Genomic DNA, 19,921 nt, shown 5'->3' with positions numbered 1-19,921 from the left:
GTGATTGTGGCCCGTTATTGCCGGTGACGTGTCTACAATGCTTGAGAGACATTGAAGGGGCTTTGCATGGGGAACACCGACTTAGGGGCGGCGCGTAAAGCGCAAGCAAACGAGTTCTATACTCAATGGCCGGATATCGAGCGGGAGATGAACGCCTATCTCGAGTATGACCCGGACGTTTTTAGGGACAAAGTAGTCCTGCTACCTTGCGATGATCCGGAGTGGAGCAACTTTACAAAGTTTTTCGCGCTACACTTCCAAGACTTTGGACTCAAGAAGCTCATATCAACGTCCTACGCGCCTAATAGCAACGCGGGGGCGGCGTTCTACCAGCCGACGTTGTTCGAGACGGAGACGCCCATATACGACGTCGAGAAGTCTCTCGAGCGGGGACGAGTGTTTACTCTCCTGCCGGAGGACGTGACCGGCGACGGCCGTGTCGATATTGACGATCTCCGCTGGGAATACCTCGAAGGTGACGGAGACTTCCGGAGTCCGGAGGTAACCGCGCTGCGAGATGAGGCCGACATCATTGTCACTAATCCACCGTTCTCGCTGTTTCGAGAGTTCCTAGGATGGCTTGTCGGAGGTGGCGTTGAGTTCTCGATCATCGGCAATGTAAACGCAATTACGTATAAAGAAGTGTTCCCACTCATTCGTAACAATCTGCTCTGGCTTGGTCCGTCAATCTCAAGTGGAGACCGAGAGTTTAGAGTCCCCGATAGTTACCCGCTCAACGCTGCCGGGACTCGAGTCGACGAGGCTGGCCGCAAATACATTCGAGTAAAGGGCGTCCGGTGGTTCACGAATATCGAGCACGGCCGGAGGCATGAGCCGGTTCAACTCATGACAATGGCCGATAACGTCAAGTTCAGCCGACACGAACGGATACGCGAGACGGGCTATCCGCAATACGACAATTACGACGCGATAGAGGTTGGCTTTACCGACTCGATCCCGAGCGATTACGCCGGAGTTATGGGAGTCCCGATTACCTTCCTCGACAAGTACAACCCGGACCAGTTCGAGATCCTTGGGATTACGGATCGCGGTAACGAGTACGGGCTCAAGACACGCGAATATGGGCCGGAGACACCGAAGGCCGGGGATTTAAACCGACGCGCGGCCTACATCGACGCGGACGGTAATCTCAAGTCGACCTATGCCCGGCTACTAATTCAACGGAGGCCGTAGGACATGGAGACAACACTCAAGAAATACACTGTCGCCGAAGTGGTCGACGGCTTTGTCTACAACGAGCTAGAGGGCCGGGGGCTCTACGGGTTGAGCGGTGACCTAGTGATCCAGCCCGAATACCAACGGCACTACATTTACGGGGACGGTAAGCGAGACGTTGCCGTTATTGACTCAGTACTCAAGGGCTATCCCCTCGGTCTCATTTACTTTGTGGACGCCGGGAACCAGCTCGAGGTGCTCGACGGACAACAAAGAATAACGAGCCTCGGACGCTTCATTACCGGGAAGTTCGCGGTGATCCACGGAGGCCGTGAGCAAGTATTCTCCTCACTCACCGAGGAGGAACAGACCTCAATTCTCGAGCACGAGCTCCTCGTCTACATATGCAAGGGCACCGAGGCCGAGATCAAAGAATGGTTCAAGACAATCAACATTGCCGGGGTGCCACTCAATGACCAAGAGCTGCGCAACGCAATCTATTCCGGACCGTTCGTCACGGCCGCGAAGGCCGAGTTCTCCAATTCCAACAATGCCCTAATACAGAAGTGGTCTCACTACGTTCGAGGTAACCCTAAGAGGCAGGAGATCCTCGAGGAAGCCCTCGAATGGGTTGCCTCGGCTAACGGTCAATCAATCGATGGATATATGGCGGCTCACCGTCAGGACACCGATATTCACGGCCTCAATACATACTTCACGAGCGTTATTGATTGGATAGACAGCGTGTTTATCGGGATCCCGGATCCCACAATGAGAGGCCTCGAATGGGGCCGGTTGTACGAGACGTATCATCACAACGCCTACAACGCCCGCGAGCTCGACGCGGACGTGCAAGCACTCCTCAAAGACGGGGCGGTATTTAAGCCGGCCGGCATTTATGAGTATCTCCTCGGAGGCAAGACGGACCCGAGACTCCTCGATGTCCGAGTATTCTTTGCCGCAACGAAGAAGGCCGCCTATGACCGACAGACGGAGGCCGCCAAGGAAGCCGGTGTCTCTAATTGCCCGCTATGCGCCGTTGGATCTAACGCCAACCGTGCCCGTCTCTACAAGTTCAAAGAGATGGAAGCGGATCACGTGACGGCATGGTCCCGGGGCGGGCTCACAACCGACGATAATTGCGAAATGCTCTGCATGAGCCACAACCGCGCCAAGGGCAACCGCTAAACCCTTCATACCCCTGCGGGTATGTTTTACGGAACAAAGGAGCCTCCGGAGGGATATATGCCAGGTGAGGCCCGGGACGTGGCTGTGAGCCGTTTTCTGAATATTAAAGACGGGGTGGTGCCGGGGCGGGGCGGGTTGCTTGCGGGGAGTGTTTGCCCGTTTGGTGTTGGTAACGGTGTATGTAACGCAGGTGTAACACCGTTACATGTATCGGTGTCGGTGCTCGAGGGAGTGTGCCGGGGTGCCGGGGGCTTTACCGAGGTGCTCGAGGAGCATGGGAGGCTGGTGCGGGCCGTGCCCGCTTGAGGCCGTGCCGTGGTCGACCTCGGTGTCTATGTGAGCCGTCATGCGCTCGCGGTCAATGTCGCTTGAGAATGTCATGCGGTAGACGCTAGTGCCCGCTCGAGGGTGTCTCGCGCCCTCGGTCCGTGCCTCATTTTGAAGCTCTCTAAGTGCGCTGGAATGGGCTTAGAGTTGCCTCCACTGATACACGTAGGATACACGCGGGGGCAAAAAGAACTCCCCCGGGCCAACTTTTCGTTGGTATCCCGGGGGAATCTATGGCGGTGGAGGTGGGATTTGAACCCACGTTGGCTTTCACCAAACAGCATTTCGAGTGCTGCACCATCGGCCGCTCGGACACTCCACCATCGGTCATTCAGATTACTTGGAGTATGCCTAGATACACAAATCATTGGTGCGGAATGTGGCAGAACTATCGGGCCTGAGCGAAGTAGTCCGTCAACTGGGTTGAGCATTCTTCCTCAAGGATCCCGCCGATTACTTCAACCTGGTGGTTGAGCCTTGGATCTCGCAAGACATCCCTGAGGGACCCTGCCGCACCAGCCTTCGGGTCCCACGCACCGAAGACCACCGTCTCGATTCTCGACAGCACGATCGCTCCTGCACACATTGTGCACGGCTCCAGCGTGACAACGAGAGTGCATTCATCGAGTCGCCAGGCACCGAGCTTTTCTGCCGCTCTTCTCAGGGCCACGATCTCGGCATGACCGGCGGGATCGTGCCGAGATTCCCTGATATTGAAACCCTCACCAAGGATTTCACCGGTTTGAGAGAGGACGACAGCGCCGACCGGAACGTCGCCCAGCTGCGACGCTGTTTCGGCAAGTTTGAGGCAGTTGCGCATCACCCACTCAAAGTTTTTGAGTCTTTCTGCGCACATGGGACCTCGGTTTCCTGCGATTTGCACTTTCCTCAGTTAGATTAGTTGATATGAGACTGCAGGTCATTGACCACCCCCTAGTTGCCCATAAGCTCACGGTGCTCCGTGAGAAGAAGACCCCATCGCCGGTTTTCCGACAGCTCGTTGATGAGCTGATGACACTTCTTGCCTACGAGGCAACCCGTGACATCAACGTCGAGACGATCGAGATCGAGACCCCTGTCGCTAAGACGACGGGCACGGCTCTGACCGATCCGCCGCCGATTGTGGTCCCGATCCTCCGTGCTGGCCTAGGCATGTTGGCAGGCATGCAGAGCATCCTTCCGACCGCTGAGGTTGGCTTCCTCGGCATGAAGAGGGATGAGAAGACGCTCGAGGCCATCACCTACGCAAACCGCCTCCCTGACGACCTAGCCAACCGCCAGTGCTACGTCCTTGACCCGATGCTGGCCACCGGCCACACGCTGATCGCGTCGATCGACTACCTGCTTGAGCGCGGGGCTAAGGACGTCACCGCTATCTGCCTACTTGGCGCACCTGAGGGTCTCGCCGCCCTGGAGGAGCACATTGGCGACCGAGCCAACGTCACCGTTGTCGTTGCGGCTGTGGACGAGAAGCTCGATGAGAACGCCTACATCGTTCCCGGCTTGGGCGATGCTGGCGATCGTCTTTACGGCGTTATCGACTAAACGCAATCCTTAACTGAGGAGGGCCGGTACGTTCGCACCGGCCCTCCTCCATTGTCATAAACACACCGAGAGCAGGGAGCGCTCAACGCGTGCTTCCCAGTGACGGTGTAAGCCACTGTCATCGACCCAGTTACTGCTTCTCCGCTCGGCTGTTACCGGCTCCCTGGTTATCCCCGGCTCTCTGTTCAGCCGATTCGGCGCTGGTGTTCTGCTTGCTCGACTCGGTATCGGCCCTCTGCTGGGTCGCAGATTCGCCCCACTTAGGATCATTCTCATCGAGGCCGGCACGCACCGAGGCCTGGAAGCTCGAGGCTTCCTCGGGAGGTTGGGTTGGGTGAGGGACGGCTCCACCGGAGCAGGCATGGCGGCAGCGGCCTGGGTCGCCTGAATCTCCTCCTCCCGGAGGGTGCGGTGGACCTTCTTTTCAATATCCACCGTGTCACGCAGGGACGTACCTTTCATGAGGGCGGTGGCGATCGTGCCGATGAGGAGGATGATGCCGGAGGCAAGGAAGACGGCCCACAGGGAGTTGCCGAAGGCTTCCCTGGCCACCATCTCAACATCATCGGGCAGGGCACCGAGGTCGAGGGCACCGGACGCTCCTGCCGGAACCTCTGGCAAGGAGCCGAGGCGTTCGATCATGTAGTCATCGGTGACGGCCGTGTAGGCGGCACCCAGGACCTGGATGCCGAGGGCACCGCCAAGGTTGCGGAAGAACGTCACCGTGGAGGTTGCCGCTCCCATCTGACTGAGCGGCACGGTGTTCTGGACCGCAAGAACAAGGTTCTGGTTGGCGGCACCAAGACCCCAGCCCGCCGCGAAGAAGACGACGCCCAGGTAGCCGAGGTTTGTATCCTGACGGGCGAAGCACAGGGCAAATGCAGAGGCAGTCAGAAGTGCCATGCCGGAGACAACGTACCGTTTCCAGACGCCGTTCTTGGTGATCAGCTGGCCCACCCAGGTAGAGGCAACAACAATGCCGACCATCATCGGCAAGGTAAGGAGTCCCGCAACCGTTGGACTGTACCCGCGACCATACTGGAAGTATTGGCCAAGGAAGACGTTCGCTCCGAACATGATCGTGCCGGCACCGATCACACCGACGATCGCAAGGACGGTGTTGCGGTGAAGGAGGATCTCCATGGGGATAAGCGGCTCGGGGCTCTTGCGTTCGACAAGAATGAAGAGGACCGTAGCAACGATTGCGATAGCGATAAGGAGGAGTGCGACGGGGTCAGTGAAGGGTGTGCTAGCGCCCACCATGGATACCCACAGAAGGAAGGAGACGGCCGCGATCGCCATGAGAGCGGCACCGGGGATATCGAGGTGGACCTTGCCGCGGGACATTTGCTTCAGGTCAAGACGCTTGCTGATGACCCAGATCGCGGACAGCATGAACGGGATTGTTACCCAGAAGCACCAGCGCCACCCCAACCACGGGGTGTCAACAATAAGTCCGCCCATGAGGGGGCCGGACACCGTGGCAACAGCCATGACCGCACCCATGTACCCGTTGTAGCGGCCGCGTTCCCGCGGAGGAATAACGGTGGCCATAATGACCATCGACATCATGACCTGCATGCCCATCGCGATTCCCTGAAGCACTCGGAAAGCGATAAGCATTTCCGGGGAGGTTGCCAGGCCACAGAGGAGGGAGGCGAGGATGAACAGCACCATCGAGATGATGAAGAGCTTTTTCTTGTCGTACAGGTCGGCAAGCTTGCCGGACAGGGCCGTCATGACCGTGTTGGCGAGAATGCCTGAGGTAAGGATCCACGTGTAGTGGGTCTGGTTACCGCCGATCTCGGCAACAATGACTGGCATAGCATTCGACACGATGGTGTTTGCCAACATGCCAAGGAACTGAACAAGCAGGAGCCCCGTAAGAACGGAGAGCACCTCCCGATGCTTCTTCTCAGCAGCCTCCGCCTGTTCCTGAGTCATACCCCGGTATGCCCTCTTCGAGGTTAGATCCCTCTCGCGCTTTTTCACTGCACTCCTTCATTAATACAGTTGAACTACTTTACTCCCAATGACCTCAGAGCAGTACTGCTGGGATAGAGATGTCGCTAACCATTTCCCCTGGACAGAAAGGAAACGTGCCAGCAAGGAGCGGGAGTGAGTTGGCGGCACACAAGAATGTCGGAGCTGCGGAAGTGAGCATAAGAAAGCCGGGCCAACCGGCCCGGCTCTCAACTAATTCTCTAGATATCCGCCACGGATGAAGATCCGTTAGCTGTCGGTCTTCGCTGCGGAATATTCCGAATTGCCGATTAGTCCCTGTTGCGGAGGTAGCGGGAAATGATGACGGCAAGCCCAAGGACAACGACAATAATTCCGCCCCAGCGAATCCAGGTTGTAGCCGATCCATTATCCTCGTCGGCTTGCTCTTCCTCACCCGTCGTCGCATCGCTTCCGCGATCATCGGACTGAGCATCATCGGTCGCTTCATCGGTGGCGGGTTCGTCAGCGTCCGTAGCGGTTTCATCGTTGTTCACGGGAGTGTCGGGATCATCGGTTTCCTGCCCGTCCGGATCGGCCACCGGCTGTTCATCCTCTCCCGTATCGCCCGGGGAACCATCGGTTCCTACCCCAGTTCCGGTCGTGACCGTGAATGTGGTGAGGCCGTCGATCCGGTGACCGTCGGAGGATACAACCGAGTAAACGATTTCGTAGTCGCCAGCATCCAGCTGCGGTAGCGGGACGATAAGGTCGGTTCCGTCAAGGCTGACCTCGCCCGATTCGAGGGTGGTGTCGCCCTGCCTGACAACTGCCTGGGGTGAAATATCCATGAGGTTGCCGGAGAAGGTCAGGACAGCTTCGTCGGGCGCTGTCTCAACCTGTCCACCGTCCTCGGGATCCACCGAAATAAGGGTGTCGTGGGCGCTTGCCGGGCTGGTCCCGAAGAAGAGAAAACCTAGTAGTGCCACAATCAAGGCGGGGGCAGAGTTTCGTCTCAACATTCTTTCACCGTACTCTAGAAGCATGGCTATTCCACAGAATCCGGGACCGCTTGTCACCACTGACCTCAATGCTGACGATCCCATCCCGGAGGGATTCACACTTATTGACGTTCGTGGCGAGGACGAGTGGGACGCTGGACATGCTCCCGGTGCACTCCACATCCCGCTTGACGAACTCGCCGACCGTATCGAAGAGGTTCCCGATACGGACATCATGGTCGTGTGCAGACTGGGCCGCCGCAGTGCACAGGCCGCAGCCATCCTGACAGAGCACGGCATTGACGCCTGGGATCTTTCAGACGGCATGGCAGCCTGGCAGACCAACGGGCTCCCGCTCGTGTCATCCGACGGCGACATCCCCACTATCGCGTAAGGACATTCATTGGGTAAGCAAAGCCGCAAGCAGAAAGCGCCGAAGAAGAAGCGGGTGCCATTCGTTGAGCGCCCCTACGAGGGCCTCAAGGCAGAGATTGAACTGGTTGCCATGCGGGAAATCATTCCCGCCGCAACCACCACGGTAACGACAACTGAAGAGTACGGAAGCCGGGACATCACCCTGGTGACACTGCTTCCGAACATGTCGGCCGCGGTACGCCGCGAAAGCGGTGAGCTTCTCGTTGCCATTCAGACCGTCACGGGATCCGGTGACGCATCCCGCGACCTCGCAGCTCTCATTATCGACGCCCTCGAGCTTGAGCCTGGCGCAGCTATTCAGTCTGCCGAGCTGGCCGAGCCTGGTCCCCGCCTTCCCGACGTCCTGGTCGACAAGGATATTGAACTCACCCTGTACGAGGATTTCTCGTACTGGATGAGCGACGAGGAGCGCGACCGCGAGGACGTACGTCAGGCCATCGAACAGACCCGCGAGAACGTTATCCCGTCGGCACCAGTCGAGGGTGTCCGCGGTGCCTACTGGTGCCGGATGACGAACGAGTTTATTCGCTGGATCCGGCCCGAAGATCAGGACCGCGTCCTTGACGGGCTGGCACGCCTCCAGTCGAGCCGTAGCGAAGGCTTCGATAAGGACGCTCGTTTCGTCGGTGCATTCAGGGCATGCGGTCTTCTTATCCCCGTATGGCAGTTGGCCCCCGGTACGGAAGCTGACGAGCTCGGTGAGCCCATGAAGGCGTTCAACGAGGAGTTCACAGCCGCCATTAATTCGACCGAGCCACTCACCGCCGAGGAGCGACGCACCCGTTCGGGCATCGTTTCTCGACAGGTGACACTGCGATAATGTCCAAAACTGGGCGGAACGGGTGGATAGTACTGCCCGTTCTGCCCTTTTTTTATTCTGTTGGCAATCTCTCAGTCCGTAGCGCGATAAGCTAAAGACGTGAACACCCAAAGTGCGCATGTCGCTGTCGTCATTCCGGCAAAGGACGAGGTCGATCTCATCGCCTCGACAATCCGAGCCGCGCGCGCTATTCCATACGTCGACCTCATTGTTGTGGTCGATGATGGCTCCACCGACGACACCCAGTCCGCCGCTCGCGCAGCGGGCGCTACCGTTGTCCGCCACCCCGTGAACCGTGGCAAAGCATCGGCCCTTGAAACGGGAGCCTCCGTGGTTGCCATGAGAGATGCGGAGGGGCGTCAGCCCCGCCTCCTCATGTTCATTGATGCTGATCTTGGCGAGACCTCGGTTCAGACTGCTCCTCTCGTTGGTCCCGTCGCCTCCGGCAAAGCGGACTGCACGATTGCCGTTCTGCCGAAGCAGGCGGGTGCGGGTGGCCACGGCCTCGTCACCGGCCTATCTCGGAAGGCAATCTCGAACATGACGGGATGGTCACCGACCCAGCCGCTCTCTGGTCAGCGTTGCATGACCCGTGAAGCCTACGAGGCCGCAAAGCCTCTGGCGCGAGGATGGGGCGTGGAAACGGCCATGACGATCGACATGCTGGTTGCCGGCATGACTCTCCAGGAAATTCCCTGCGACCTTCAGCATCGTCCCACCGGTAACGACTTCTCCGGGCACCTCCACCGGGCCGCCCAGTACCGAGATGTTGCCCTGGCGGTGAACATGAGGCGCCTCCGCGGCGTCCGCGTCACCTCTCAGTATCGAGTCGACCCGTCTACGCAGCGACCGGGCGAGCCCTTCTGCGCCTACAAGATCAGGCCCGTCACCAGCGAGTGAGACCACCTCACTTTGCGTGATCGTCTGAGCAACGCAATTGACTGAGTCGGGTCATCGCCGAGGAGAGCCAGCCGTTCAGGCATGTTCGCTCAGCTAATTCGTAGTGCTATCCCTGTTTGATCCCCGGGCTTTCTCATCCGTGTCACCCGCCAGCTTCTGTTTCCGAGCACCTAGCGGCTTCCCGTAATAGAGGATTGAGGCAAGGAGGGGAATCGCCACCATTCCACCCGTGAGGAAGATGATGGGACCGGAGTCGTTGAGGAGGGTTCCTCCCAGGAGTACGACAACGAGGGCAATGATTGTCCACACCCAGCTGTCACCATTCGGGTGCACTAACTGCCCGAGGCTTATCGGTGCTTTCTTCCGCCACAGCATCCAGAGCACGGCAAGCATGATGACGAAGACCAGCAGTAGCGGCCACAGGGTCACCACCTGCATGGCCTTCCGGGCTATAACGTCGAAAGCTGTTCCGTCCAGTATCGACTGCGCGAAATCACCCAGGTGGGTGCGGTCCTCGACCGGGCGCAGGTAGTCAACGAGTAGGAAGAAGGCGGCAACGGCAACACCCGCAAGCAGTATGCCAAGGCTCGAGAGCCAGGTGAGCCGGCGGCCGCTCACGAGCAGTGCGAGGAATAGAAAGCCGACCACGAGAACGGGTGGCCCGCCAAAGTCAGTGCCGTGCCAGGGAGATCCGTCGATAAAAACAATAGTTGCCCCAAGCCAACAATCAGGGCCGCCGCACGCTGACGATCAGCAAGCTTTTCGGCAATGATGCCGGCGAGCACGAGCCCGCTTGCCGCCACGATCGCAAACATCATGTTGTTCATGCCGTAAAACCTGCCGACCGACGGGAGCGCACCAAAGACAGAGTTGAGGGCCAGCGGGGAGCCGACAAGAACAGGAAGCATGTAGGAAAGCAGGACAAGGCCGGCAACGAGGGCCGCTGGCGCCGCACGGTGACGTCCGTGTAGGCGATAGGAAAGGATACCGATTAGCACGCTGCCGACGGCGATTCCTAGGCACAGCATCAGCGTGGGATTGCCCGTCGTGTGCCAGGGAGTAACGTTTATGAGCACGGCCGAGGCGGGCAGGCTGGCCACAGCTAGCGCACCGCCGCGCAGGACCGGTTTCCTTCGGAAGATCAGGGTGGCGAAGAAAACAAGAAGCCAGCTTATGCCCCACAGGGCATACACCCATCCGGTGGCGGGCTTAATGGCTTTCGTGAGGGAGTCAAACTCGGTAACGGCGGCCCGGTTCCCTTCCGCTGTTCCGCCAGCGTCGACGACAATCGAATCTCCCGGACCTTCAGAACCATTGACGAGGGTTGGGAGCAGGTCGGTTGCTGCCACAAGCCCGCTCCGCCTCGTTGTTGAGCTGGTGAGCAGGCCAGGCTCTCCTGTCACCTCCATGATCACCTGCTGGGTGGAAGCAGTTGCGGAATAGTCAGAGAGGGAGGCAACAATGATCCGCGCCTCGGGCGTTGTTTCTTCGATTGCATCAAGAACCTCTCCGAGCCTGGCATCGATTGTTGCCATGTCTGCCCGGATCGCTTCCTCATCCCATTCCTGGGTTTCGAACGAAGCAGCTAGCGGATCGCCCTTCTGCCGGTTCTGGGTTTCATCGAAAACAGTTGGTTCGATCTGAGACATAGAGCCGATGTCGACGAGAACAAGGTCTTGGCCTTCCGCTAGGTCGCGGTAATCCTCGATCTGACCATAGGAGGAGACAGTGCCGTTCTCGTCGGCAAGAGCAATGGCGGCACCTGGGCCGAGCGCGAGCGTGTTGCGGTCTGCGGTGAGCTCTGCGAGCTGACCGAGACGAGGTGAGTAGGCAGAGTTTTCCGCGGAGGCAACGTAGTCCTCCCAGTGGGGAACAGTTCCGTCAACGGGTTCTTCAAGGAGTCGGCACGCCCCATTGTCCGTCTCATCATCACCGGCGCGTTCGCCCGCACCGAGGGTAAGCCAGCCATCGGCGGGACAGGCGACCGGGTGGACCGCCCGCACCGACAGGTTGCCGACTGCCGATTCTTCGGAGAGGGCAAAAAGGTTGGGGGTTGTCTCCGGGTCAACGTAGTCCCACATGACTCCACCAGTGCCGATGAGGACGATCGGCCGGTCCTCCTCGGTAGCGTGTGCGGACACCGGAAGGATCGCGAGCGCACACACGAGGAGTGCGAGGCAGGCAGCATGGAGCGATCTCATGACCTGATCTTATCCAGCGTCGGTCCGCCCGTTCTCCTCGGGGACTACACTGTGGGTCATGCGGTTTTCTTACCTTGGACCACGCGGCACGTTCACGCACATGGCTCTCATGCAGATTTCGTCCGATGAGGGGGGACATATTCCCGCCATTGACGTACCCGCAGCCCTGCGAATGGTCCGTAACGAAGAGACCGATTTTGCTGTTGTTCCGATCGAGAATTCCGTCGAGGGCGGGGTCAACGCCACAATCGATTCGCTATCGAACGGTAGCGGACTGCGCATTGTCGCCGAAATGTTGGTTCCGATCACGTTCGTTCTAGCGTCTCGGGGTCCCATGGACCTGTCCGAGGTGAAGCGAATCTCCACCCACCCCCACGCATGGGCGCAGTGCCAAAACTGGATCGCCAGTAATCTCGACGACGCGATTCACGTTCCCGGCACGTCAACAGCAGGATCTGCGAAGGCCATGGCCGATGGCGCAATGAACTTCGATGCAGTCCTGTGCAATCCACTGTCCGCCGAGCAGTACGGTCTGACAGTGATAGCCGAAGGCGTTGCCGACAATCCGGATGCTGTCACGCGGTTTATTTGCGCTGGGAGGGAAGGCACGGCCCTTCCGGAGCGCACCGGATCGGATAAGACAACCCTGCAGGTGCAGCTACCGTCGGATGAGGCAGGTGCTCTGCTTGCGATGCTCGAACAGTTTGCGACGCGCGGGGTGAACCTGTCTCGGATCGAGTCCCGCCCGGTCGGGGATTCTCTCGGACGCTACCAGTTCTCCATTGACTGCGAGGGCCACGTTGAGGACGAGCGAGTTCAGGCGGTTCTTATCGGTCTGCACCGCACGAGCCCTCACGTGAAGTTCCTCGGCTCCTACCCGAGCGCCAAACAGGTCCCGGTCAAGCTACGCCCAGGCACTGCAGATCAGGACTTTGTCGCGGCCCGCGACTGGGTGTCTAACCTGCTCGGCAAGTAGCCGACAACACAGCCAGAATTAGAAGCGGACGAGAAGTCCCCGGGAACCACTCGGGACCGCACTGTTGTGGCATATCCGAGGACGTCACCGTCAACCTGGACACGGGCCGGGCTGTCGGTGACAACGGAGGCGTGACGGGTTTTCCTCATCTCGATTCTTCCGGTCGACGGAAGGCCGTCGTTGGTGACACCGATTCCTGCGAGCCCCATGCGGCGCACCAGGTCCGCCCATCCAACCAACCCGCCCTTCGTGTCGATAATGACGAGTTCCAGCCAGCCGTCATCCAGGTGCGCGTCGGGGGCGAGAACGACACCGCCGGGAAGCTTGCCGCAGTTTGCGAACATGATTGAGCGAGCATCGATTTCAACCGGTTCTGCATCCCCGGCCGTCACTCCCGCATGGATCTTCTGTGCCTTCATGTTCTTTACCGCGGAAGCGACGTAGGCGACCCAGCCAATTCTCGACTTCAGGTCCGAGTCAGCGTCACCCACCATGGCGGCATCAAATCCTAGACCGGCAATCACTGCGAAGCCGTGTTCGCCAGAGGGGACACTGGCTGCATCCGGGTCGGCGGCCATGGCCTCCACCTTCTCTGCCTCACTCAGCGGATCTGCCTCGATGTATCCCATATCAACGGCGTGGGACGAACCGGTGAAGGCCAGGTTGACCATGTCGCGAGTTGATGAGATGGGCAGGTCCATGTTTCGCGCCAGGAGATTGCCAGTTCCCAGAGCGATCACAGCGAGTGGAACGCCGGTACCGGCAAGCCCTTCTGCCACCATGCGTACCGTTCCGTCGCCGCCGGCAGCAATAACGAGCCCCGCACCGTCGGCCACGGCCTGCTTGGCCTGTCCAAGTCCCGGGTCCTCAACCGTTGTCTCGATCCAGCGAACCTCCCCGTAACCGGTTTCGGCAGCCCGTTCCGTCACGAGTCTCTTGAGTGCGGGTAAATCAATATTCTTCGACGGGTTGAACACGACGGCAACCGGCGTACCCGACTTGTCTTCGGTGGACTGCTCGGATTCGGAACGCGTCGCGGGTCCGCGGCGGGCCGTCAGGCCCGCAATCAGTTGCCGGTTTTTGACGGACGTGAAAAGGGCGGCGAGCGCCACGAGGAGGGCGGCGATTCCAACCCATGCTTCCCAGGACATATCGAAAGGATACAGCGAGGGTTAGACTAGTTGCATGATCGATATTCGCTTCGTTCGGGACAACCCCGATGCAGTCAAGGCTTCCCAGCGAGCACGCGGCGCTGACGAGTCACTTGTCGACCAGCTGCTCACCGCAGACGAATCTCGCAGGTCGACCCTGCAACTCGCCGAGGATACTCGCGCCGAGCAGAAGGCTCTCTCCCGGACCGTCGGGAAGGCGACTCCCGAGGAACGACCGGCAATCCTCGAGCAGGCGCAGGCCCTGTCCGCCAAGGTCAAGGAGCTTGAACAGGTCGCATCCGAGGCGAACGACGAATATGAGCGAGTTGCCCTTTCGATCCCCAACGTCATTGTCGACGGAGTACCGTCGGGTGGCGAGGACGACTACACGGTCCTCAAGCATGTCGGCGAAGTTCCCGAATTCTCGTTCCCGGTCAGGGACCACCTGGATATTGGCGAGGGTCTTGACGCGATCGACATGGCTCGTGGCACGAAGGTTTCCGGATCCCGCTTCTACTACCTCACCGGCATCGGAGCCCGCCTCGAACTGGCGCTCCTGACTGCGGCGGCGGATCTTGCTGAAGCAAACGGCTTCAAGCTAACAATGACGCCAACTCTGGTGAAGCCGGAAGTCATGGGCGGAACCGGTTTCCTCGGGGCACACGCAGACGAGATTTATCACCTGCCGACAGACGACCTGTACCTTGTCGGCACTTCTGAGGTAGCCCTTGCCGGGTTCCATTCCGGCGAAATCATTGACCTTTCGGATGGTCCGAAGCGTTACGCAGGATGGTCGTCATGCTATCGGCGCGAGGCCGGCTCTTACGGTAAGGACACCCGCGGCATTATTCGCGTCCACCAGTTCAACAAGGTCGAGATGTTCTCGTACTGCCCGGTAGAGGACGCCGAAGAAGAGCACCAGCGCTTGCTGGGATGGGAAGAGGAAATGCTCGCCAAGGTTGAGCTTCCTTACCGCGTTATCGACACCGCAGCGGGCGATCTCGGCAGCTCCGCAGCGCGGAAGTTCGACTGCGAGGCCTGGCTACCCAGCCAGGAACGGTGGATGGAAGTGACATCCACGTCGAACTGCACGACGTTCCAGGCACGCCGCCTCGGTGTCCGCGAGCGCTACGAAGGGAAGACCCGCACGGTCGCCACGTTGAACGGCACGCTCGCCACAACGCGCTGGCTTGTTGCGATCTTGGAAAACCACCAGCAGGAGGACGGCAGCCTGTACGTCCCGGAGGGTCTGCGCCCGTACCTCGGTGGCCGCGACATCATCAAGCCAGCGTGAAGGTCGAATTCACCGCAGATGATTCTGCGCGGCTCCGCGACGCCATGTCCTCCCTTCCGGGGGCGGGGCCGGAGCTCATGGTTGCACTTGACCTCGACGGAACAACGATCGGGCACGACACGTCGCTCTCCCCGCGCGTTGCCGAAGCTATTCACGCCCACTTGAATATGGGCACGCACGTCATCATGGCGACGGGTCGCGGTGTGGACGGGATGATGTTGGTTGCCGAACAGCTGGAGATGCCGGACGGGCTGTCCGTGTGCGCCAACGGCGCACTGACCTTTAAGCGGGACAAGCAAGCAAACGAACCCGGACTCAACCCTGGCACGCGCCTGCTAGACTACGTGACGTTCAACCCGGCCGCCGAAATCGAGGCCGTCGCCACCCACATCCCCGACGCCCTTCTCGCAGTGGAACCCGCCTGGGGGCCCCGCAGGGTCTCGGCAGAGTTCCCTCCGGGAGAACTCACAGGCCAGTCAATTGTTACGCCCATTGACTCTCTTGCGAGTGATGACGCAACCCGCCTAACGGTCCGCGCTCCGCACCTGTCCCCCGAAGAGCTTCAGGACAGGATCGACAATCTTGGCCTGAACGGCGTCGAGTACGCGATCGGCTGGACCGCATGGCTCGACATCTCCCCCGAAGGAGTATCGAAGGCAACCGCTCTTGAGAAGCTCCGCATGGAGCACAGCATTTCACTGTCGTCGGTCCTCACCGTGGGAGACGGCGACAATGACATTGGAATGCTGGCATGGGCGGGCACCGGTATTTCCATGGGAGATGCCACCCCGAAGGTACATCGTGCAGCTAACGCCAGAACCGCCTCCGTTGAGGATGATGGTCTAGCAGTCGTTCTTGAGCGCCTCCTGTAAGCACTCAGCTTTCAGATTCGCAGGACCACTTTCCCAAATGGGGATCCGGACCTGACATGCTCGTGCGCCTCTTTTGCCTGGCCCAGTGGGAAGGCGCGGTCAACGAACGGAACGATCCTGCCGTCCGCAAGTCGCGGCAACGCAAACTCGGCCGCGTCACGGATAATTTCTACCTTCTCCTCTTTGGGGCGGCTTCGTAGCGTCGAACCGAGAACACTCAGACGCTTTACCATAACAAGGCCCACCGGGATCTCCGCTTTTGTCCCGCCCTGGAGGGAGATGATTGCGATGCGTCCCTCGAGGGCGAGTAACTTCAGCATCTGCCCAACATCCGAACCGACAATATCGAGGATTGCGTCAACACCATCGGGAGCATGGTGCTTAACCTGTTCGGCAACATCGCCACGATGATCGATGGCTGTTGCTCCAAGCTCCTCGACTTGTCGGCAACGATCTGGCCCTCCAGCGGTCGCAAGAACATTCGCGCCAAGCTCCCGCGCCAACTGAACAGCAAAGGTTCCAAGAGAACCCGAGCCGCCCTGAATGAGAACAGTGTCGCCGCTACCTACCTTCAGAATGTCGACAAGATTCGACCATGCTGTTGCTAAGGACTCCGGGATCGCAGCGGCACGCTCCTGATCGATCCCTTCCGGGACGGACATCACCTGCCCCTCGGGAACTGCCACGTACTGCGCGTAACCGCCAGAAGTCAGGAGAGCCATCACCCGCTCTCCAGTATCGACACGCGTGCCTGACACCTCGAGCCCCAGGATGCTTGATGCTCCTGGAGGCGGCGGATAATTGCCGGCAACCTGGCTAAGATCAGCCCGATTCACCCCCGCATACTCCACCCTGACAAGCACCTCACCGGGGCCAGGAGCCGGAACCGGATGGTCGGTGGGGCTCAGGTTCGCATCGTCTGTCACTGCCAGCATTGTGTTCTGCATATCTCCATTGTTTCAGCGATGTGCATGTCGGGCACGTTTCTCAGTACAATGGAATGCGCTTGGAGGGTTGTCAGAGCGGCCGAATGAGACGGTCTTGAAAACCGTTATACGGCGATCCCGTATCGGGGGTTCGAATCCCCCACCCTCCGCGGATGCAAAAACGGCGGCATACCAACAGTATGTCGCCGTTTTTGCATCTCCATATCCGCCCGATAGAAAAACTGAGAAAAGTTTGTCCGAACCCCCACTTATCCTGGAAGCACTTCATCGGATCAAGCTAGCGCTCGCTCCCCGAAGCCTGCGGCCAATCACCTGGCGCTCCTCAGAACCCTTGTAGTCAAGGGTTCTTTTACTACCCAAAGGAGCCTGCAGATAGCCCGTCGAGCGGATTGCCCCGCACTAGAAATGAGTTGATAAATGAAACAATAAGTTGTGAATCAAATTAACACTTGACAACTGCTAAACCACTCCCCCATAGTTGAAGTATGCAAGGTAGTTAATTTGATTAACAGAAAGTAGATGGTTGAAATGCTGACGGATGTTGCGACGATGGCAAGGCTCGGAATTCCCACTCGGGGTCGCCGGATTGTTCTCATCGATATCGAGAATATTGTGGGAGGTGCCGTGACAACCCTCGACCAGGCGCAGTGGGCTAAGCAGCTCTTCGAGAATCGCGGTGTCGTAAACGACTCCGATCAGCTGATCTTCGGCACCTGCCGACTGGGAGCCGTCAATATCGGCGCGACATGGCAGAGTTCCCGGATTGTCATGCAAGACGGGGATGATGGCGCGGACCTCGCACTTCTCAACATTCTTGAGACAGAGGATCTTGCCTCCCGCTACGACGAGGTTCTCATCATCTCGGGAGATCACATCTTTACCGATGCCATCGCGGCCCTTCGCGCCGACGGAGTGCATGTCACCGTCGCCGGCTGGGCTGACAGCCTTTCTGCACATCTCAGGCTCGTTGCCAACACAACTTATTTTCTCGACGATCTGCTCTCGCAGACTGACTACACGGAAGCCGCATGACCATCAACTCGTCCCTTATCCTCCTTTCCCCATCCGATATTGCCGAGCTGGCCAAGGTCAGCAGGCCCGTTGTCAGCAACTGGCGCCGACGCAATGAAGACTTCCCTTCCCCCGTCGGCGGAACCGACGCCCGCCCACTTTTCTCGCAGACCGACGTTATTGCCTGGCTGCAGGAGCGCGGCCACGAGGTCGAGCTCCCCAGGCCCGACGCTCAGCTGTGGACTCTTCTCAACACCGTTCGGGGAGCCGCCCCGCTGGATGGGGTCACTCGACTCCTCCTGGCTCTCGCCGCCCTCAAGAAGCAGAACTCGGACAATCTCGAACTGCTGATCGCACTCGAGCCCGGTAAGCAGGCGCCCGCGGTTCGGGAGATGCTTACGACGCTCCGCAACAGCGTGCCTAACCTGACGCCGGGTAGCGACCTCGAGGTACTCGAAGTTATCGACAAGAAGGCGCTGTCGCAGCTGATCAACACAATCGCGGGTATCGACACCGATCAGTTAGCGGAAACTACCGATCTTCTCCTCGAGCGGGTCACCCGCCATCAGGTCAAGAGCGGGGGCGAGCACGGATTCATTGGCTCCCGAACCTCGAGGCTGCTCTCGGCATTAGCTCAGGGAGTTGGTGGCACCGTCTACGACCCGGCTTCGGGGATCGCGAATGTCCTCCTCCAGGTAGGAACATCCGGGAAGGCAACACGTCTAGTCGGTTCCGAGATCGACCCCGCAGCAATTGATGTTGCCGCTCAGCGCGCCTACCTTCGGGACCTTGAGCTCGAGCTGCACCTTGGCGATGCTCTTGCCAAAGACCCGGTTCCGGACCTGACCGCGGACACGATTGTCATTGAACCACCGTTTGGCATGCGGTGGGATAGTGCCCACGCCGATGATGATCCGCGGTTCTCGCACGGAGTCCCGTCACGCATTGAGGCGGAGCTAGCCTGGATCCAGCATGCTCTTTCTCATCTGGCACCGAACGGGCGAGCATTCGTCATTGCCCCGCACAGTCGACTCTCCGAGCTGACGTCAAAGAACAAGATCATTGAAAGCCTTCTTCTCGGTAACCACATCGAGTCGATTACCACCTTGCCCGCCAACATGCTTCCGCAGTCACACATGACGCTCACTTTGTGGGCTCTCCGGCCCGCGGAAGAGGGCTCTCTGCAAGTTCGTTTCATCGACGCTCGAGATTTCGAAGATCCCGAGGAGGCACTTGCTGGGTGGGTTCTCGCTGAGGACTCAGCCGGTTCCGAGCTCGCTCAGGCATTCGTGCCGAACTCGGAACTGCTCAAGGGCAACGCACCGCTGAGTCCCAGCAAATGGGTGTCAGATGCGAATGTGGATGAGGACAAGATCCAAGAAGACTTTGCCGGGGCCCTAGCCGCAGTACTGTCTTCTCCCCTGGCTGATCCAGGTGGCACACTTCTGACCGAAAAGTTCTCTGCCGCGAGCAATCCTGGGGTGGTAACGATCGACGAGCTTGCCTCACAGGGCACGCTCACGGTGGTTTCCGGCCATCACCGAGGCATCCGTGAACTGCCCGAAAAATATCAGAACCGCACGGTCAAACCAGAGCACGTATCGACTGGCGAGCTCCCCGAGCCAATCCCTCAGAACGTCGCAAAGAAATACGATCTCGAACTTACCAAGCCGGGTGACATTATCGTGTCGGCAACCCGCGGGTTAATCACGGTGGTCGACCATGAGGGCTCTCGGGCCATTTCACCACTCATGACGGTGCTGCGTGTTGAGGATCCGGAGGCGCTCAGACCCGAGTTCCTTCTCGCTGCACTCTCAGGGTCCTGGAACAACCGACCAAACGAACCACGCTCGATCATGTCAATGCGCCGAGTCCGTCAAGCCGAAATTCCCGCACTGACACCGCAGGCCCAAGCAACTTTGGTCAACGAACTCAACAAGGTTCGAGACATCGAAGAGACAGCACAAAAGCTGGTCTCTCAAGCAGAAGCTCTCCGGATAACTATCCTGGACGGCATCCGATATGGGGTTGAACTCGACCCGAGTAAGGCATCCGCTCAGTAGGCAACGACCGATTGCTCTCCTCAAGGGCTCGGAACCGCGACACAGCGTTCCGAGCCCTTGCCACACAAATATT

Annotated in this window: 19 protein-coding genes and 2 tRNA genes; 12 read left to right on the top strand and 9 right to left on the bottom strand. The window is 59.2% G+C overall.

Annotation, left to right across the window (positions count from 1 at the left end; translation table 11 throughout):
* Positions 1-66 precede the first annotated feature (66 nt).
* Together EJ997_RS10490 and EJ997_RS10485 are read left to right on the top strand one after the other, a co-directional pair.
* Positions 67-1,194: an adenine-specific methyltransferase EcoRI family protein gene (locus EJ997_RS10490; RefSeq protein ID WP_126704509.1), complete on the top strand. Its 1,128-nt coding sequence runs from the start codon at positions 67-69 to the stop codon at positions 1,192-1,194.
* 3 nt (positions 1,195-1,197) lie between these two features.
* On the top strand, positions 1,198-2,364 hold the full coding sequence (locus tag EJ997_RS10485; protein WP_126704508.1) for an HNH endonuclease family protein: 1,167 nt from the start codon (positions 1,198-1,200) through the stop codon (positions 2,362-2,364).
* A gap of 201 nt (positions 2,365-2,565) precedes the next feature.
* Here the strand turns inward: EJ997_RS10485 and EJ997_RS10480 are convergent, their stop codons facing one another.
* The 3 genes from EJ997_RS10480 to tadA all read right to left on the bottom strand — a co-directional run bounded on the left by EJ997_RS10480 (position 2,566) and on the right by tadA (position 3,514).
* Positions 2,566-2,745 carry a hypothetical protein gene (locus tag EJ997_RS10480; RefSeq protein WP_126704507.1) on the bottom strand — a complete coding sequence of 60 codons (180 nt, stop codon included), beginning with the start codon at positions 2,743-2,745 and terminating at the stop codon, positions 2,566-2,568.
* Between the two features lie 180 nt (positions 2,746-2,925).
* Positions 2,926-3,013, bottom strand: a tRNA-Ser gene (locus tag EJ997_RS10475).
* A gap of 66 nt (positions 3,014-3,079) precedes the next feature.
* Positions 3,080-3,514: a tRNA adenosine(34) deaminase TadA gene (gene tadA, locus EJ997_RS10470; protein ID WP_265936817.1), complete on the bottom strand. Its 435-nt coding sequence runs from the start codon at positions 3,512-3,514 to the stop codon at positions 3,080-3,082.
* Between the two features lie 83 nt (positions 3,515-3,597).
* Between tadA and upp the strand changes: the two genes are divergently transcribed.
* Positions 3,598-4,236 carry a uracil phosphoribosyltransferase gene (upp, locus tag EJ997_RS10465; RefSeq protein WP_126704505.1) on the top strand — a complete coding sequence of 213 codons (639 nt, stop codon included), beginning with the start codon at positions 3,598-3,600 and terminating at the stop codon, positions 4,234-4,236.
* 54 nt (positions 4,237-4,290) lie between these two features.
* Here the strand turns inward: upp and EJ997_RS10460 are convergent, their stop codons facing one another.
* Complete coding sequence (locus EJ997_RS10460) at positions 4,291-6,228, bottom strand: MDR family MFS transporter (protein WP_126704504.1); 1,938 nt, start codon at positions 6,226-6,228, stop codon at positions 4,291-4,293.
* 281 nt (positions 6,229-6,509) lie between these two features.
* Positions 6,510-7,199 (bottom strand): copper resistance CopC family protein, encoded by a 690-nt coding sequence (locus EJ997_RS10455; protein WP_164719960.1) that lies wholly within the window; start codon positions 7,197-7,199, stop codon positions 6,510-6,512.
* Between the two features lie 22 nt (positions 7,200-7,221).
* On the opposite strand from EJ997_RS10455, the gene EJ997_RS10450 reads away from it, so the two are divergent.
* The 3 genes from EJ997_RS10450 (at position 7,222) to EJ997_RS10440 (ending at position 9,333) form a co-directional block, all read left to right on the top strand.
* On the top strand, positions 7,222-7,572 hold the full coding sequence (locus tag EJ997_RS10450; protein WP_126704502.1) for a rhodanese-like domain-containing protein: 351 nt from the start codon (positions 7,222-7,224) through the stop codon (positions 7,570-7,572).
* Positions 7,573-7,581: 9 nt separating this feature from the next.
* A complete protein-coding gene (locus EJ997_RS10445) occupies positions 7,582-8,433 on the top strand; it encodes a DUF5926 family protein (protein ID WP_126704501.1) in 852 nt (283 codons plus the stop codon).
* A 99-nt stretch (positions 8,434-8,532) separates the two neighbouring features.
* Positions 8,533-9,333: a glycosyltransferase family 2 protein gene (locus EJ997_RS10440; protein WP_126704500.1), complete on the top strand. Its 801-nt coding sequence runs from the start codon at positions 8,533-8,535 to the stop codon at positions 9,331-9,333.
* A gap of 93 nt (positions 9,334-9,426) precedes the next feature.
* Here the strand turns inward: EJ997_RS10440 and EJ997_RS10435 are convergent, their stop codons facing one another.
* Both EJ997_RS10435 and EJ997_RS12985 read right to left on the bottom strand, forming a co-directional pair.
* Entirely contained in the window at positions 9,427-9,951 is a 525-nt protein-coding gene (locus EJ997_RS10435) for a hypothetical protein (protein WP_126704499.1), read from the bottom strand.
* On the bottom strand, positions 9,948-11,534 hold the full coding sequence (locus tag EJ997_RS12985; protein ID WP_164719958.1) for a hypothetical protein: 1,587 nt from the start codon (positions 11,532-11,534) through the stop codon (positions 9,948-9,950). The genes EJ997_RS10435 and EJ997_RS12985 overlap by 4 nt, the downstream gene beginning before the upstream one ends.
* A 58-nt stretch (positions 11,535-11,592) precedes the next feature.
* Here EJ997_RS12985 and pheA point away from each other — a divergent pair, with 58 nt between their 5' ends.
* Positions 11,593-12,510 carry a prephenate dehydratase gene (gene pheA / locus EJ997_RS10425; protein ID WP_126704498.1) on the top strand — a complete coding sequence of 306 codons (918 nt, stop codon included), beginning with the start codon at positions 11,593-11,595 and terminating at the stop codon, positions 12,508-12,510.
* On the opposite strand, the gene EJ997_RS10420 is transcribed toward pheA, so the two are convergent.
* Entirely contained in the window at positions 12,459-13,661 is a 1,203-nt protein-coding gene (locus tag EJ997_RS10420) for a diacylglycerol/lipid kinase family protein (protein WP_126704497.1), read from the bottom strand. The two genes, pheA and EJ997_RS10420, sit on opposite strands and share 52 nt — an antisense overlap.
* A gap of 34 nt (positions 13,662-13,695) precedes the next feature.
* Between EJ997_RS10420 and serS the strand changes: the two genes are divergently transcribed.
* Together serS and EJ997_RS10410 are read left to right on the top strand one after the other, a co-directional pair.
* A complete protein-coding gene (serS, locus tag EJ997_RS10415; protein WP_126704496.1) occupies positions 13,696-14,955 on the top strand; it encodes a serine--tRNA ligase in 1,260 nt (419 codons plus the stop codon).
* On the top strand, positions 14,952-15,827 hold the full coding sequence (locus tag EJ997_RS10410) for an HAD family hydrolase (protein WP_228201479.1): 876 nt from the start codon (positions 14,952-14,954) through the stop codon (positions 15,825-15,827). The genes serS and EJ997_RS10410 overlap by 4 nt, the downstream gene beginning before the upstream one ends.
* A gap of 11 nt (positions 15,828-15,838) precedes the next feature.
* Here the strand turns inward: EJ997_RS10410 and EJ997_RS10405 are convergent, their stop codons facing one another.
* Entirely contained in the window at positions 15,839-16,774 is a 936-nt protein-coding gene (locus tag EJ997_RS10405; protein WP_206501648.1) for an NAD(P)H-quinone oxidoreductase, read from the bottom strand.
* A 61-nt stretch (positions 16,775-16,835) separates the two neighbouring features.
* On the opposite strand from EJ997_RS10405, the gene EJ997_RS10400 reads away from it, so the two are divergent.
* The 3 genes from EJ997_RS10400 to EJ997_RS10390 all read left to right on the top strand — a co-directional run bounded on the left by EJ997_RS10400 (position 16,836) and on the right by EJ997_RS10390 (position 19,848).
* Positions 16,836-16,923: transfer RNA gene (locus EJ997_RS10400), tRNA-Ser, on the top strand.
* A gap of 370 nt (positions 16,924-17,293) precedes the next feature.
* On the top strand, positions 17,294-17,806 hold the full coding sequence (locus EJ997_RS10395) for an NYN domain-containing protein (RefSeq protein WP_126704495.1): 513 nt from the start codon (positions 17,294-17,296) through the stop codon (positions 17,804-17,806).
* Positions 17,803-19,848, top strand: a complete 2,046-nt coding sequence (locus tag EJ997_RS10390; protein ID WP_126704494.1) for an N-6 DNA methylase — start codon at positions 17,803-17,805, stop codon at positions 19,846-19,848. The genes EJ997_RS10395 and EJ997_RS10390 overlap by 4 nt, the downstream gene beginning before the upstream one ends.
* The last annotated feature ends 73 nt before the right edge of the window (positions 19,849-19,921 follow it).

It is taken from the genome of Flaviflexus ciconiae (genome assembly GCF_003971195.1).
Lineage (GTDB): Bacteria > Actinomycetota > Actinomycetes > Actinomycetales > Actinomycetaceae > Flaviflexus > Flaviflexus ciconiae.
This window is presented reverse-complemented; position numbering and strand designations above follow the sequence as displayed.

Bases quoted from the DNA above. Each gene is read 5' to 3' on its own strand.
- EJ997_RS10490 (WP_126704509.1), top strand. From the start codon at position 67: ATGGGGAACACCGACTTAGGGGCGGCGCGTAAAGCGCAAGCAAACGAG.
- EJ997_RS10485 (WP_126704508.1), top strand. From the start codon at position 1,198: ATGGAGACAACACTCAAGAAATACACTGTCGCCGAAGTGGTCGACGGC.
- EJ997_RS10480 (WP_126704507.1), bottom strand. From the start codon at position 2,745: ATGACATTCTCAAGCGACATTGACCGCGAGCGCATGACGGCTCACATA.
- upp (WP_126704505.1), top strand. From the start codon at position 3,598: ATGAGACTGCAGGTCATTGACCACCCCCTAGTTGCCCATAAGCTCACG.
- EJ997_RS10455 (WP_164719960.1), bottom strand. From the start codon at position 7,199: ATGTTGAGACGAAACTCTGCCCCCGCCTTGATTGTGGCACTACTAGGT.
- EJ997_RS10450 (WP_126704502.1), top strand. From the start codon at position 7,222: ATGGCTATTCCACAGAATCCGGGACCGCTTGTCACCACTGACCTCAAT.
- EJ997_RS12985 (WP_164719958.1), bottom strand. From the start codon at position 11,534: ATGAGATCGCTCCATGCTGCCTGCCTCGCACTCCTCGTGTGTGCGCTC.
- pheA (WP_126704498.1), top strand. From the start codon at position 11,593: ATGCGGTTTTCTTACCTTGGACCACGCGGCACGTTCACGCACATGGCT.
- EJ997_RS10420 (WP_126704497.1), bottom strand. From the start codon at position 13,661: ATGTCCTGGGAAGCATGGGTTGGAATCGCCGCCCTCCTCGTGGCGCTC.
- serS (WP_126704496.1), top strand. From the start codon at position 13,696: ATGATCGATATTCGCTTCGTTCGGGACAACCCCGATGCAGTCAAGGCT.
- EJ997_RS10405 (WP_206501648.1), bottom strand. From the start codon at position 16,774: ATGCAGAACACAATGCTGGCAGTGACAGACGATGCGAACCTGAGCCCC.
- EJ997_RS10395 (WP_126704495.1), top strand. From the start codon at position 17,294: ATGGTTGAAATGCTGACGGATGTTGCGACGATGGCAAGGCTCGGAATT.
- EJ997_RS10390 (WP_126704494.1), top strand. From the start codon at position 17,803: ATGACCATCAACTCGTCCCTTATCCTCCTTTCCCCATCCGATATTGCC.